We start from the raw sequence: 13,880 nt of genomic DNA, 5'->3' as shown, positions 1-13,880 counted from the left end.
GCGTGGAGGAAGTCGAGAGCCTGTACGATACGCATAAAAAATCCGAAACCAATCAACAGGTTTCGGATTTTTACACATCAGGAGGATCGGTCAATGGATCCTTAACTGATCGGCATTAGGCCTCAAACCACCCTTTTCTTTTGCAATTTAAAAATAAGAAACAAACCTCATGACCAAACGTAAAGGCATTATTCTGGCTGGGGGGTCGGGCACCCGTCTCTATCCGGTCACCATGGCGGTGAGTAAGCAGTTGCTGCCTATCTATGACAAGCCGATGATCTACTACCCGTTGATCATCCTGATGCTGGCTGGAATTCGCGATATTTTGATCATCAGCACGCCGCAAGATACCCCCGCGTTGAGCAATTGCTCGGTGATGGCAGCCAGTGGGGCCTGAACTTGCAATACAAGGTTCAACCAAGCCCGGACGGGCTGGCACAAGCCTTTATTCTGGGTGAGGAGTTCATCGGTTCAGACCCCTGTGCGCTGGTGCTGGGCGACAATATCTTCTACGGCCATGACCTGCAAAAACAGCTGGCGGCGGCTGCGGCCAAAGAGAGCGGCGCTACCGTCTTTGCCAACCACGTGCATGCCCCCGAGCGTTATGGGGTGGTGGAATTTGATAAAGAGGGTACCGCTATCTCTCTGGAAGAGAAGCCGTTGGAGCCCAAGAACAACTATGCGGTCACCGGCCTCTATTTCTACGACAACAGTGTGGTGGAGATCGCCAAGAGCCTGAAGCCATTGCCGCGTGGTGAGCTGGAAATCACCGATGTGAACCCGTATCTACCTGGAACAAGGTAATCTGTCGGTGGCGATGATGGGCCGTGGTTATGCCTGGATCGATACCGGAACCGATGAAACCCTTATTGAAGCGAGTAACTTTATTCAGACCATCGAAAAGCGTCAGGGATTAAAGGCTGCATGTCCAGAGGAGATCGCCTTTCCCAAGGGCTTTATCGATGCCGACCAGTTGCGAGCGCTCGCTAACCCGCTGGTAAAAAATGGATATGGTCAATACCTGCTACAGTTGCTCGCCACGCAGTCTGATGTGTGAATCAAGTGGGGTTTGCGAGCAGAAAGGGAAGCTGTCAAGCTGTAGCCGAGGAAGTCAAACAGTAAGCGAGCGGTCATCCGGTTCTTTTTCGCATGGATTTATCAATGCAATATCGTGCAACATCGCTGGCGGGGGTGATGATCCTTACGCCCACAACTTTTTCTGATCATCGTGGCCAATTTCGCGAGTGTTTTCGTCAAGATGAGTTTGAACAACACTGTGGCCATTATCCGCTAGTGCAAGACAATCTGAGTCGTTCGATCGGGGGCACGTTGCGCGGTTTGCATTACCAACACAGCCGGCCACAGGGTAAACTGGTGCAGGTCATCAGTGGGAGCATTTTTGATGTGGCGGTTGATATCCGGCCTTCGTCGCCTACGTACGGGCAATGGTTGGGTTGTCGATTAAATGCAGAACTCGGCGAGCTTATCTGGATTCCCCCCGGTTTTGCGCACGGTTTTTATGTGCTAAGTGACAGCGCGGATGTTTTTTACAGATGCAGCGATTATTATCATCCCGGTGATGAAACTACTATTCGATGGGATAGCCCTAATCTGGCGATAAAATGGCCATTATCTGAGCGGTGGCCCTTGTTGCTATCGGATAAGGATCGCCTGGCCCCTTGTTTTGTTGGTGCCCCATAATTGTGCCTCTGTCGTAATATTTTTAACATTGATAATGAAGAGAGAAGAGATGAGCGAAAAAACGCCGGTTATTCCTAACCAGTGGGTGCAAGCACCTGTATCAGAGGAAATCGATCTACGTGAGCTGGTACTGGTATTGTGGCGCCAAAAATTATTGATATTGTTGGTTTCTGGTGTATTTGCAGTTGCAGGAATTGCCTATGCCCTATTGTCGCCACAAGTTTGGTCTGCCAAGGCGGTGATCTCGGCACCACGTAACGAAGATCTGCGCCCTATGTTACGAGTAGCCAGCCAGGCCAACCTGTTTGGGATAAGCGGCTTTCCCGATGCAATGCAGGTATATGGTGAGTTTGTTGCCCAGTTCAACTCTTATGAGAATCGTCGCGATTTTTTGAAGGGCAGTTCATTTTTCAAAGAGCAAGTCCAAGCAGCTAAGTTGGATCAGCCCGCGCAGCGCCTATGGTTACGTAAGTGGTCCGAGTTAATCTCTGCAGAGGCTGTTGATAAAAAGGGGGAAAAACCCGGTATTATCATCTCGAGCAGCGCAAATAACTCAAGTCAAGCATTAACCCTGCTGGAAACCTACATTCAATTCATTATTGAAAAGCAACAGCATGAATTGGTTAGTAACCTGACTGAAGAACAATCAACCAAGATAGCGGCCTTGAGCACTAGCTTTAAATTAACCAAGGACGATGCCGAGCGAGCTTTAAAAAATGAGCTCAATAATCTGGTACTAACAATCGCAATCGCCAAAGCGGCTGGCATTGAACGCCCATTAACAAACTATAATAACAGTGAGCGCTTTTTGCCCACTTTGGGCACCAAAGGGTTGGAAGAAAAACTGAATGTGCTCAAAACTCTCGAGCTGACTGAGTATCAACCCAAGCTCATAGAGCTTCAGGTACAGATTGATCGCCTCAAGGCTGTGGAAATGGATGGCATCAGTTTTCGACCGTTCTCATATCTTGATGCTCCAGAAGAGCCGCTAAGCCGCGATAAACCTAAGCGTCCATTGATAGTGGTATTGGCAACCTTACTTGGGGGCATGTTGGGTGTTGCTATTGTGCTGGTACGCCATGCCTTTCGTCGGCCAGAAGAAGCATAATCTTTTTTGAGGGAGCAGAGGGGGCAATTAGCCCCCTCTCTTTTTATCTATCTCTTCGGTGCCCTTTCAATGTTGGGCTGGCCTAAGGAGCAGGGCTGTGACGTTAACGAGAATCATGATGACTTTAAGCATGCTCTATTGGTTGTTGGGCATGCATTTTTTTATGCACAACCCGGGAGGTGCCGGGCTATATCTGCCCTTTAACGCTTGGGGATGGATCTTTGCCTCATTATCTATGGGGTTAGGATTGTGGCAGGTGACGTTACGCCAGCGTCTGGTCTTTTCTCCATTGCAGGCTGGCTTATGGATCGGGGCACTCTTGCTGCTGCTCCCGATGCTCTATCCAGGGTTTGCACTCAAGGATTATGCCATTCCCAGATTACTGGGGCTTTTTGCTGGTTTGCTGTTTTTGTTTGGACTCTATCAATGGCGCTTTGATAAGTTGCAGCGTGATCGCTTGCTCTATCTCATCTTGATTGCGATCTCGATTGAGGCGGTATTGGGTCTGGTGCAGTTCTATTTGTTGACGCCAAGTAACTGGATTGGCTATGACACTAAAGCTAATCGCCCTTACGGGATCTTTCAACAGCCAAACGTGATGGCAACGTTTATGGCGACCGGTATTGCCCTTGCCATCTGGTTGGAGTTGCGTAGAGAGGGTGGTTGCTTGCTGATGGCACTGCGCTATGGCGTCATTCTATCTGCATCACTGTTACTGGTGGTTTTACAATCCCGAGTGGGGCAATTAGGCGGCCTGTTAGCCCTGCTTTTATTGATGCCTCAGCTTTATCGACAACGGTTGCTATGGCGTATAGTGGGTCTGGTTATCTTGGCCGTGGCCATCGGCCTGTTATCACAATATTGGATGGCTGGAGCCAAGCGTGGGCTGGAGATCTATCAGTCTGGTGGTATGCGGTCTATTTATTGGCCCTATGCTGCAAAGCTGATTGCACAGGCTCCATGGAGTGGTTGGGGATACGGCAGTTTTGAATCTGTTTTTCTCCATCACTATATGGCTGATAAAGCGCTGAATCCGTCCATGGTGCAGATTGAGTACAATCTTGACCACCCCCACAACGAGTTTCTATATTGGGCTGTTGAGGGAGGCATTGCACCCATGGTCGGTATGGTGATCATGGGGGGGGGGTTATTATGGCGTCTGACAAGTGTACGTTGGGTAAATGCCATGGGGCTGCTTGCTCTGGTTACACCGATATTGCTCCATACCCAGACGGAATACCCTCTCTACCATGCAATCGTGTTGTGGTGGTTGTTGCTGACGCTGATTTATATCATCGATACCGAAATTGAAGAGAGCAGCCTAGCGAGTCATGGTCGCTCATCATGGTGGGATATGGAGTGCCGCCCATGGTTGTTACTGCGATTTATGGCGATTGCTATTCCGCTGCTGGTTGTCCCCTTTATGCTCACGGCCATTCACACCGCATGGGTAGTCACCAAGTATGAACGGGGTGGGTATAAAGAGCCGACCTTGCTACTTGATATTCTTAACCCCATGGCTTGGTTGACTCGAGTTGAGTTTGATGTGAACTCGGTTCGTCTGATGGTGGGCTTACAGACAAGTAACAAGGCTGAACTGGAAGCTTATCTGGAGTGGGGGCAGGCATTCGTACGGCATACACCACGTGCCAACATATACGCCAATATGGTGATCGCGCTTAATGCATTGGGTCGTGCGGAGGAAGCCAATGCGATGCGAACAGAAGCACTTAAGCTCTATCCAACCGAGCCCCTTTTAACGGGGGCTGCTTCACAGGCAGTGATTACCGGTGTTGATCAATCAGACAAAAATATAACCAAAAATAAATAGTGCTATTTGGCTACGCAGAAAGCCAGCCCATTAACAATGGCTGGCTTTTTTATTGCGTGCTTTCTGGATGACCAGCATCTGAACAGTCTGTTTTCTGGTGTATACATCTGCCAAACGGACGCATGCATTGAAATGTAACACAGAGTTCTTAACATATTGATTAACATGTGATTTTATTGGTAATGTTGCATGCATTGATGGTTAATTGGGACATGCCCATCGTCATCGGGCGAACGGGACGGGATCTAGGCTTGCTTATTGCTAAACGGATAGGCACTGGCTTGTCACATGATGTTGAACGTATGGTAGAGGTGTGCGATCAAGGTTTATATAGCGGATCTCAGAGTTAGTCTATTGGATACTGAACTGGAAATTAATGAGTCTTGAAATACCGCCTTTTCTTGAACACAAGACGGTAATCGCCTCACTACCCAAATGTTCGGCATTCGAGCTTGTTTGTTATTGATAGTGACCGGCATTCGATCTTGCTGGTGAAAATTAAGAAAAAAAGAACGCTAATATAGAAAAACTGTATGTTGTCGGGAATTGTCCATGCTATTCTGAAACGGTATCCCTGTAACCGACTTTTTGTGAGGAAATAATGAACGAGTTTCTGAAAGTTCTGCTGAACATTCGCAGTCTGCGTGCCGCTATTCGTGAGCTGCCGTTTGAGCAACTGCTGGAAGCTAAAGAGAAGTTTGACCTGGTTTACCAAGAGCGCGCCGATTCTGTTGAACAGGAGCGTGCTGAACAGGAAGAGCGTCAGCGTAAGCTGAATGAATTCACCGAAATGCTGCAGCAGGCTGGTATTGATCCTCGCGAGCTGCTGGCTACTGCCGCTGCTCCGGCTGCTGCAACTGGCGCTGCCAAGAGCAAGCGTGCTCCGCGTCCGGCTAAATATAAGTACGAAGAAGATGGCCAGGAAAAAACCTGGACCGGTCAAGGCCGTATGCCGAAAGCCATTGCTGCTCAGGTAGCACTGGGTAAAGACCTGAACGATTTCCTGATCTAATTCGTCAGGTTCTGAGATTGAATAATGCCGCCCTTGGGCGGCATTATTTTTTGCCGTTTTACTCATGGTTATCCAATCCACCTCTCCGCCTCACTGTTATCTACATCCTCGCTTGTATCCTTTTTACCGTCGTTTCACCACACTGTTACTTTCCTCAATATCACGCGTTGTTTGCGATTAATTTCGTCGTGCGGCTCACCAGCGCAATATCGCTATTTGTATGCGTCGTGCAGATAGCTGTTTCGGGAATGCTTCTCACGATTCACGGGGCGCTGCTCGGCAAGAGAAAGTCCTCTGCTGATGGAATATACGTTAACCGTTATCTCTGCAGGGCGCGTTCTGGATGAAAACTGCCGTAAGGTATTGCCGAGATAGTCTGTCGATGCACGGAATTGGCTGCGCTGCTATTACAGTCCCTTGTACAGTCCCTTGATGATGGGCAATGGAGTTCGGCTGCAGTGTGGGAGAGGGAATTCGGTACGGTCTATGGGGGTAGCATTCCCCACCCTGCTGGCAGAGTGGGGAATAGCTGGGTGAACCATTATCGGGGCGTCATGCTATCGCTGCCACCCAGAGCGCGATAGATCTTGGCAGTGGTGGTGAGCTGCTCTTTTTGCTGGGCTAGCAGGCTCTGCTGGGCATCCCACAGCCGGTTCTGCTCATCGAGCCAGGCCTGCACACCGGTCGCCCCCGCCTGGAAGCGAGCCTTGGCCAGCCGCTCGGCCTCCTGGGAATAACTCAGTTGTTCCTGCAGATAATCGAGTCGCTGCTGGCCATAGTGGCGGGCGGCCAGATTGTCTTCCACCTCCACCAGTGCGGTGTAGAGCTGTTTGCGAAACTCGGTTTCGGCGATCTGGTAATCCAGCTCGGAGCTTTCGATGGTGAGCTGTGTACGGTTGTATTCGAGGAAGGGGAGGGCGAGGCTGGCTCCCAGCGTACCGACCGGATTTTGCAGCACCTGCGCCAGTCGATCGGATGCGGTGCTGGCGCTGCCGGTCAGGGTGAGGCTTGGGTAGAAGCTGCTACGGATCTCGTCACCTTTTGCCAGCGTCTTGCGCAGCCGCAATTCGGCCGCTTTGACATCGGGGCGGCGCGCCAGCACATCGGCCGGAATACCCACCGCAAGTTCAGGAATGGTCTGCTTTGCAAGGGAAGCGGGTGCATACTCCAGCGGCCCGCTGCTGCGGCCCAGCAACAGACGCAGGGCATTGCGAGCCTGTTCCTGCTGCGTCTTGAGGGAGGCCAGCTCAGCCTGTTTTCCGGCCAACTGTTGGCGTGCCTGCGCCAGATCGAGCCGGGTGATGGCGCCAGCCTGGTATTTGGTCTGGGTCAGCAGCTCGGTGCGCGTCAGGTTGGCCAGCTGCTGTTCTCCGAGCGCGATGGCAGAGCCGAGATAGCCGAGCTGCCAATACTGCTCCAGGGTATTGCCGATCAGCAGCAGTCGGGTGCTGGCGAGATCCTGTTCGCTCGCCGCCGCTTCCCAACTTGCCTGATCTCGCACCGAGGCAAGCTTGCCCCACAAATCCACTTCGTAACTGAGGCTCAGCGAGGGGCCAAGGCTGTTGGTAGACTTGCCACTTTTCAGGTCCTTGTTGCCAGTTGCGCCTATGGAGCCATTGACCGAAGGGGTGAGGTTGGTATCGGCCTGCTCGGCGCCCACTCGGGCGCTTTTGAGCTTGAGGGCCGCCACACGCATGTCCGGGTTGGCGGCCAGTACCGCGTCGACCAGTTTGTCGAGCCGGGGATCATGAAATTCACGCCACCAGGGGCCCGCCTGCGCAGCCAGTTGGGCGCCGTCTGCCTGTTGCCATGCAGGGGCGAGATCCAGATCGGGTCTTTGATAGGTGCTGTGCTGACTGCAGCCGCTGAGGGCCATGCAGAGCGCCAACCAGGAGAGTTTGTGCATTGTTATTCCCTCGCCAGTGCGACAACAGGGTCGAGCCGCGCCGCATTGCGTGCCGGCAGGTAACCAAACAGGATCCCGATGAGTGACGAGCAGCCAAAGGCCATCAGGATGGAGAAGAGCGAGAACTGCATCTTGATGGAGTCCACCAGCAGTGAAAAGAGCGCACCAATGCCCAGAGAGAGGCCGACACCGAATATCCCCCCCAGCAGGCTGACCATCACGGCTTCAATCAGGAATTGCTGCAGGATGTCCGACTGGCGGGCGCCCACGGCCATCCGAATGCCGATCTCGCGGGTGCGCTCCACCACTGACACCAGCATGATGTTCATCACGCCCACCCCGCCGACGATCAGCGAGATCACCGCGATGGCCGAGACCATCAGGGTCATGGTGGCTGTGGTTTTTTCCACCGACTTGATGATGCTGTCGCTGCTGAAGGTGAAGAAATCCTTCACCCCGTGGCGCTTGGTGATCAGCTCGATCACCGCCTGCTCGGCCAGTGCCGGTTGTACCCCGTCCTTGACCCGGATGGTGATCTGGCTGAAGTGGTGCTGCGAGATGAGGCGACTCATCACCGCGCTGTAGGGTAGCCAGATATTGACCGACTGGCTGGTGGGGCCAAAACCGGTCTCCTGCGAGACCACCCCGACAATCCGCACCGGCAGGGTGCCGACCAGTACCACCTTGCCGACCGGATCATCCTTGCCAAGCAGACTGGTGATGCTCTTTTTGTCCACCACGGCGACGGCGGCACGCTGCTGGATATCTTGCCACTCCAGTAAGCGACCACTGACCAGCGTCATCCCTTTCACCTTGAAATAGTCGTTACCGACTCCGGTCACACTGCCGCTGTTGGTCTTGTTGCGATAACGTAACTGGCCTGAGCTGCCAATCTCGGGGCTGGCACCCGCAAGATAGGGTTGCCCCAGCAGGGCATCAAGATCCCCCTTGTTGAGGGTCTGGATGCTGGCCATCTTCTCGTCACCCCATCCTTTGCCCGGGAAGATTTCGATGGTGTTGGTGCCCATCGCATTGATCTGGTCGATCACCTTGGCGCGCGCCCCCTGACCAAGGGCGACCACGCTCACCACGGCGGCGATGCCGATGATGATGCCGAGCATGGTGAGGAAGGTGCGCATCCGGTGGGCGAGCATGGCATGGATCGCCATCCGTCCCGCTTCCCGATAGCGATCCCAGTCGTGACCCATGGCGCCTTGAGTGGGCACTATTTTTTGAGGGATTTTTTGAGGGTTTACGGCGGTGGCTGGAGCCAACACGGCCGTTTGGCAGGGGCCGCTATCTTGCTCAATCCGACCATCCTTGAGAGTGATGATACGGTCGGCATGACTGGCCACGTTCATATCGTGGGTGACCAGAATGATGGTGTGGCCCTGAGCGTGCAGCTCCTTGAGGATCGCCATCACCTCCTTGCCGCTCTGGCTATCCAGTGCGCCGGTCGGTTCATCGGCGAGGATCACCTCGCCGCCATTGGCCAGCGCCCGGGCGATACTGACCCGCTGCTGTTGACCGCCGGAGAGCTGGCCAGGGGTATGGTGGCTGCGATCGGCCAGCCCCAGTCTGCCCAGCAGCTGACGCGCGCGCGCCTGGCGATCCGGGCGACTGGTACCGGCATAGACGGCGGGGATCTCCACGTTGGCGGCGGCATCGAGATGGGGCAGCAGGTGGTAGCGCTGAAAGATAAAGCCGAAGTGGTGGCAGCGCAGTCGAGCCAGCGCCAACGCATCCATGGTCGCGGTGTCCTGACCGCGAAACAGATACTGGCCGCTGCTCGGGCTATCCAGACAACCCAGCAGGTTCATCAGGGTCGACTTGCCGGAGCCGGACGCGCCGACAATGGCGATCATCTCTCCTGCCGCGATAGTGAGGTCAAGAGGGTGGAGCACGGTGACTTCACTGTCACCGCTCTGGTAGCGGCGCTCGACCCCTTTCAGCTGGATCAACGGCAGCTGGCTCAGGGGCTCACTCATAGCATCACCGCCATCTCATCATTGGCGGCGGGGGCGCCGTGATTGAGCTGTACCTCCTCCTTTTCGGCCAGCCCGCTCACGACTTCAATCCGGATTTCATCTTTCATGCCGGTTCTGATGGTGCGGGTTTCGGTTGTTTCATCTTCCTTGATCACGGTGACTTCATACTCGTTGTCACCCAGCGACTTGCCGAGGGCGGTTTGCGGCACCGTGAGTACCTGCTTGCGCTCGCCGAGCACTATGGTCACCTGGGTGGTCATTGCCACTCGCAGGGTATGGTCGGGATTGGGCACATCGAACAGGGCGTAGTAGTAGACGGCCGCATTGCTGGTGGTAGTGCCAGTGGTGGCCTGATCGTTGATGTTGGTAGGCGCTAACTCCACGGCGCGAAGCGTACCCTGATAGCGGGTATCCGGATCGCCAATGAGGGTGAAGTAGACCGGCATGCCGGCTTTAACCTTGGTGACATCAGCTTCGGAGATCTGCGCCTTGACCGTCATGGTCTCGAGGTTGGCCAGCTTGAGCACGGTCGGCACCGTCTGGCTGGCAGCCAGCGTCTGGCCCTGACGGGTCACAATGCTGATGACGGTGCCATCCATCGGCGCCAGGATCTTGGTGTAGCCCAGCTCGGTCTTGGCCCGATCAACCTTGATCAGGGCGCTGTCGATATTGGCCTGACTGTTTTGCAGTTCGGCGCGGGTGACCGCCAGCAGTGCCTCGGCGCTCTCCAGATCGGCCCGGGAGCTTGCCTCCTGTTTGAACATCTGCTGTTGGCGACGCCAGGCGAGCTCGTTCTGCTTCAGCTGCGCCTGCTTGATCTTGAGCTGGGCGCGGTTGCTGGCGAGCTCCGCCTCGGCCGTCTTGAGATTGTTCTGGGCAATCAGGGGATCGATCTCGGCCAGCAGGTCTCCCTGTTTGACCTGATCACCGGCCTCGACGGCCAGCTTGGTAACTTGACCGGAGACCTGGGCCCCCACATCCACCTGCTCAACAGCCTGCAGCACGCCACTGGCCAGTACGGTCTGGGCAATATCCTCGCGGGTCACCTGAGCGGTCAGCATCGCCTTGGGTGGTTGACTGGGCCAGAGCAGCCAGCCGAGGAGCACCACGGCGATCAGCATGGTGATAGCCAGGGTTCTCTGCTTGGGGGTTATGTTCATCGATCACCTGAATGGAAACGGAAAGGTTGTGCGCGGCGATTATCCTGCAGCAAAGCCCTGATAAATAACAGCCGCAAATATGTAAGCAAAGTTATGACGTTAACTGTTAATAAGCCGAGAAAGGAGTAAGCGAGAGACCGCAGTGGTGAGCAAGATGCTTAGCAAGAGGATGGGGAGTACGGCTGGCGGTGGCGATGAAAAAGCCCTGCGCAGGGGCAGGGCTTTGGCATGGATTATGGAGCGTGAGGATCAGGCCTTGGCCAGCAGATCCATCACCCAGGGCAGGCCCTGCTTCTTGCGGCTGACAAAGCCCGGGTGGTAGCTGGATTCTGCCGGTACTTTCGGGTGCGCAGTAAAGTAGATGCGGCTGGCGGCAGCCGTCAGGTCAGTCACCATCAGCACGAAGAAGTCGAGCCCTTCGCTCGCCACGCGCTGGGCCATCTCCTGCTGCAGGGCTGGCAGGTGCTCGGCCAGCTGCTGCTCGCTGCCCACTTCGATCTGGCTCATGATGAAGCTGCAACCTTCCGCCTGGAACGCTTTCTCATCTTGCTGCAGCAGTTGAGCTGGAGTCAGGCCGCTCAGGTCGGTTTTCGCCATCAGCAGCTGTTGGCCGAACTCGGCCAGTGATACTTCGGCCAGCGGAGCCAGACGCTCACAAGCGATCTTATCCTGCTCGGTGGTGGTCGGCGAGGTGAGACAGAGTGTGTCGCTCATGATGGCTCCCAGCATCAGGCGAGCCTGGCTGCGGGTCACGGTACCTTGCTGACTCAGCAGATCGAAGGCGATGGTGCAGGTGCAGCCGACGGCACGGATCCAGGCATCCAGCGGAGACTGGGTGACCAGGGTGCCGAGACGGTGGTGATCCACCAGACCCAGTACATTGGCTTGTGCCAGTGTGGCAGGGCCCTGTTCCAGATCACTGAAATCCACCAGCCAGACATCTTCACCGGTCAGATCTTTGGTCAGCAACTCGGGTTCGCTGACGCCAGCCTGCTCCAGAATAAAACGGGTTTCGGTGCGCAGGTCACCCAGACGCCATGGGGTGGCCTGACGGCCCTGGCCATTGAGCCAGTCGGTGATAACCAGCGCACTGCAGATACTGTCGCTATCAGGATTCTTGTGACCAAAAACGTGGATCATAGACAAAGCCTCACAATTGGATACCCATAAAGGGGGGCAACACTATGCGAAATCCGCCACATGAAGGCAACCGGATCCACGCCCATGTTGCTGCCAGCTTCGCCTAACTCGCCATTTTATTGATCTGGGTCGGTAATCCTGACGCGAGTTCGGTTCTCACAGTTGGCTATTGGCTATTGGCTATTGGCTATTGGCTATTGGCTATTGGCTATTGGCTATTGGCTATTGCTGACTGTGCAGGCAATGGTTCTCGCCTGTGCCAGCGCAGTCAGCATATTTGGTCAGTTCTATCAGTCGCCATCGCTGCAAATGGGCTTTATGGCCTGAGTCAGCGACGCAGCAGCTCGCGGGCGTTGGCCAGGGTGTTGTCGGTGATCTGGTCGCCACCGAGCAGGCGTGCCAATTCATTGAGACGGGCAGTCTCATCAAGGGCACTCATTTGGGTTTCGGTGGTTTTGCCATCGGTATGCTTGCTCACCACCATATGCTGGTGGCCGTTGCCTGCCACCTGAGGCAAGTGAGTGACCACCATCACCTGAGTGGACTCGCCGAGCTGACGTAGCAGGCGACCCACCACGGCGGCAGTCGGGCCGCTGATCCCCACATCCACCTCATCGAAAATCAGGGTCGGGGTGGAGATCTTGCGGGCGCTGATCACCACGATGGCGAGGCTGATGCGCGACAATTCACCCCCTGAGGCCACCTTGCCAAGCGGCTGGATCGGTTGGCCCGGGTTGGTGGTGACCATGAACTCCACCCGATCGATACCCAGCGGGGACAGGCTGCTCTGGGCATCGGGGCGTACCTCGATGGCAAAGCGGCCATCCGGCATCGCCAGCTCATGCATGCTGCTGGTCACCTTGGCGCCCAGCTCCTGGGCATAGCGCTGACGGCTCTGACTCAGGGCTTCGGCGGCTTGGACAAACGCCTGACGGGCCTCGGCCAGCTCATCTTCCATCCCCTCTAGCCGCTCCTCGTCGGAATTGAGGCGGGCGAGATCCGAGGCCAGCTCCTGATGATACTGGGCCAGATCTGCCGGTTTGACATGGTGCTTGCGGGCCAGATTGATCGCCTTGGAGAGGCGGGCCTCCAGCTCGTTGAAACGTTCGGGATCCAGCTCCAGCCGATCGAGGTAGCTGCGCAGTTCGCTGTGGCTCTCCTGCACCCCGATCAGGGCTTCGTTCAGCATCTCCAGTACCGGGGTGAGGCGGTTGTCCATGCTGACCAGCCCTTCTGCCCGATCGACGGCCGATTGCAGCAGGCCGGCGATGGTGGTCTCTTCGTTGTCATAGAGCAGATCGAGGCAGGCGCCGCACTCCTGCATCAACTCGGTGCCGTTGGCGAGACGCTGGTGCTCCTCCTCTATCTCTTCAAACTCCCCCGGCTGCAGGGCAAATTCGTCCAGCTCCTGCACTTGATACTCGATCAGCTGACGGCGGGCCTCTCGCTGCTGCTGCTCGGCCTTGAGCCGGTTCAATTCGTTCTGCAGTTGACGCCACTGCTGATAGTGCTGACGCACCTCGTCAAGCAGCAGATGGTGACCGGCATAGCCGTCGAGCAGGGCAAGCTGGTAGTCGGGTTTAAGCAGCATCTGGTGGGCATGCTGACCGTGCACGTTGACCAGCAGCTGGCCCAGATTCTTGAGTTGGGTGAGGGGGACGGGCACGCCGTTGATATAGCTGCGGGAGCGACCCTCGGCGGAGATGACTCGCCGCACGATGCACTCACCTTCGTTTTCCAGCTCGTTGGTGGCGAGCCAGGCACGGGCGGCCGGGTTGTTGTCCAGCAGGAAGCGGGCGCTGACCTCGCTTTTGTCGCTATCGGGTCGCACCATGCCCGCTTCGGCCCGCTCTCCGAGGCAGAGACCGAGGGCGTCAATGGCGATGGATTTACCGGCGCCGGTCTCACCTGTGATGCAGGTCATGCCAGGTTGCAGATCGAGTTCGAGAAACTTGACGATGGCGAAGTTGTTGACGGTCAGCTGGGTCAGCATGGTCTCATCCTGTATAGGTCAACATTACTGTGTATGCATCC

The 13,880-nt window shown here is 55.5% G+C and carries 9 protein-coding genes and 1 pseudogene; 5 read left to right on the top strand and 5 right to left on the bottom strand.

Annotated features, from left to right (window positions below; genetic code table 11):
- The first annotated feature begins 169 nt into the window (after positions 1-169).
- The 5 genes and pseudogenes from rfbA to BSP75_RS03615 all read left to right on the top strand — a co-directional run bounded on the left by rfbA (position 170) and on the right by BSP75_RS03615 (position 5,652).
- Positions 170-1,057: pseudogene (gene rfbA, locus BSP75_RS03635) on the top strand (glucose-1-phosphate thymidylyltransferase RfbA).
- Positions 1,058-1,161: 104 nt separating this feature from the next.
- Entirely contained in the window at positions 1,162-1,701 is a 540-nt protein-coding gene (gene rfbC / locus BSP75_RS03630; RefSeq protein WP_075112256.1) for a dTDP-4-dehydrorhamnose 3,5-epimerase, read from the top strand.
- Between the two features lie 49 nt (positions 1,702-1,750).
- Positions 1,751-2,809: a Wzz/FepE/Etk N-terminal domain-containing protein gene (locus tag BSP75_RS03625; protein ID WP_075112255.1), complete on the top strand. Its 1,059-nt coding sequence runs from the start codon at positions 1,751-1,753 to the stop codon at positions 2,807-2,809.
- Between the two features lie 115 nt (positions 2,810-2,924).
- The gene (locus tag BSP75_RS03620) at positions 2,925-4,640 is read left to right on the top strand and encodes a Wzy polymerase domain-containing protein (protein ID WP_148140607.1); all 1,716 of its coding nucleotides are present in this window, start codon (positions 2,925-2,927) and stop codon (positions 4,638-4,640) included.
- Between the two features lie 601 nt (positions 4,641-5,241).
- A complete protein-coding gene (locus tag BSP75_RS03615) occupies positions 5,242-5,652 on the top strand; it encodes an H-NS family nucleoid-associated regulatory protein (protein WP_005344269.1) in 411 nt (136 codons plus the stop codon).
- 541 nt (positions 5,653-6,193) lie between these two features.
- On the opposite strand, the gene BSP75_RS03610 is transcribed toward BSP75_RS03615, so the two are convergent.
- The 5 genes from BSP75_RS03610 to recN form a co-directional block, all read right to left on the bottom strand.
- A complete protein-coding gene (locus BSP75_RS03610) occupies positions 6,194-7,558 on the bottom strand; it encodes an efflux transporter outer membrane subunit (RefSeq protein ID WP_075112253.1) in 1,365 nt (454 codons plus the stop codon).
- A gap of 2 nt (positions 7,559-7,560) precedes the next feature.
- The gene (locus tag BSP75_RS03605; RefSeq protein ID WP_075112252.1) at positions 7,561-9,546 is read right to left on the bottom strand and encodes a MacB family efflux pump subunit; all 1,986 of its coding nucleotides are present in this window, start codon (positions 9,544-9,546) and stop codon (positions 7,561-7,563) included.
- Positions 9,543-10,706 carry a macrolide transporter subunit MacA gene (gene macA / locus BSP75_RS03600; RefSeq protein ID WP_075112251.1) on the bottom strand — a complete coding sequence of 388 codons (1,164 nt, stop codon included), beginning with the start codon at positions 10,704-10,706 and terminating at the stop codon, positions 9,543-9,545. Before macA ends, BSP75_RS03605 begins: the two co-directional genes overlap by 4 nt.
- Positions 10,707-10,955: 249 nt before the next feature.
- The gene (locus BSP75_RS03595) at positions 10,956-11,846 is read right to left on the bottom strand and encodes a manganese-dependent inorganic pyrophosphatase (RefSeq protein WP_005344277.1); all 891 of its coding nucleotides are present in this window, start codon (positions 11,844-11,846) and stop codon (positions 10,956-10,958) included.
- 328 nt (positions 11,847-12,174) lie between these two features.
- Complete coding sequence (recN, locus tag BSP75_RS03585) at positions 12,175-13,839, bottom strand: DNA repair protein RecN (RefSeq protein ID WP_075112250.1); 1,665 nt, start codon at positions 13,837-13,839, stop codon at positions 12,175-12,177.
- Positions 13,840-13,880: the final 41 nt, after the last annotated feature.

Origin of the sequence: Aeromonas sp. YN13HZO-058, assembly GCF_001921245.1 — a bacterium.
Lineage (GTDB): Bacteria > Pseudomonadota > Gammaproteobacteria > Enterobacterales > Aeromonadaceae > Aeromonas > Aeromonas allosaccharophila.
Note: the sequence above shows the minus strand (reverse complement) of the source record. Positions and strands in the feature narration are given on the sequence as shown.

What these genes read in the sequence shown, in the direction of transcription:
- recN (WP_075112250.1), bottom strand. Translation starts at nt 13,839, where the DNA reads ATGCTGACCCAGCTGACCGTCAACAACTTCGCCATCGTCAAGTTTCTC.
- rfbC (WP_075112256.1), top strand. Translation starts at nt 1,162, where the DNA reads ATGCAATATCGTGCAACATCGCTGGCGGGGGTGATGATCCTTACGCCC.
- macA (WP_075112251.1), bottom strand. Translation starts at nt 10,706, where the DNA reads ATGAACATAACCCCCAAGCAGAGAACCCTGGCTATCACCATGCTGATC.
- BSP75_RS03620 (WP_148140607.1), top strand. Translation starts at nt 2,925, where the DNA reads ATGATGACTTTAAGCATGCTCTATTGGTTGTTGGGCATGCATTTTTTT.
- BSP75_RS03595 (WP_005344277.1), bottom strand. Translation starts at nt 11,846, where the DNA reads ATGATCCACGTTTTTGGTCACAAGAATCCTGATAGCGACAGTATCTGC.
- BSP75_RS03625 (WP_075112255.1), top strand. Translation starts at nt 1,751, where the DNA reads ATGAGCGAAAAAACGCCGGTTATTCCTAACCAGTGGGTGCAAGCACCT.
- BSP75_RS03610 (WP_075112253.1), bottom strand. Translation starts at nt 7,558, where the DNA reads ATGCACAAACTCTCCTGGTTGGCGCTCTGCATGGCCCTCAGCGGCTGC.
- BSP75_RS03615 (WP_005344269.1), top strand. Translation starts at nt 5,242, where the DNA reads ATGAACGAGTTTCTGAAAGTTCTGCTGAACATTCGCAGTCTGCGTGCC.
- BSP75_RS03605 (WP_075112252.1), bottom strand. Translation starts at nt 9,546, where the DNA reads ATGAGTGAGCCCCTGAGCCAGCTGCCGTTGATCCAGCTGAAAGGGGTC.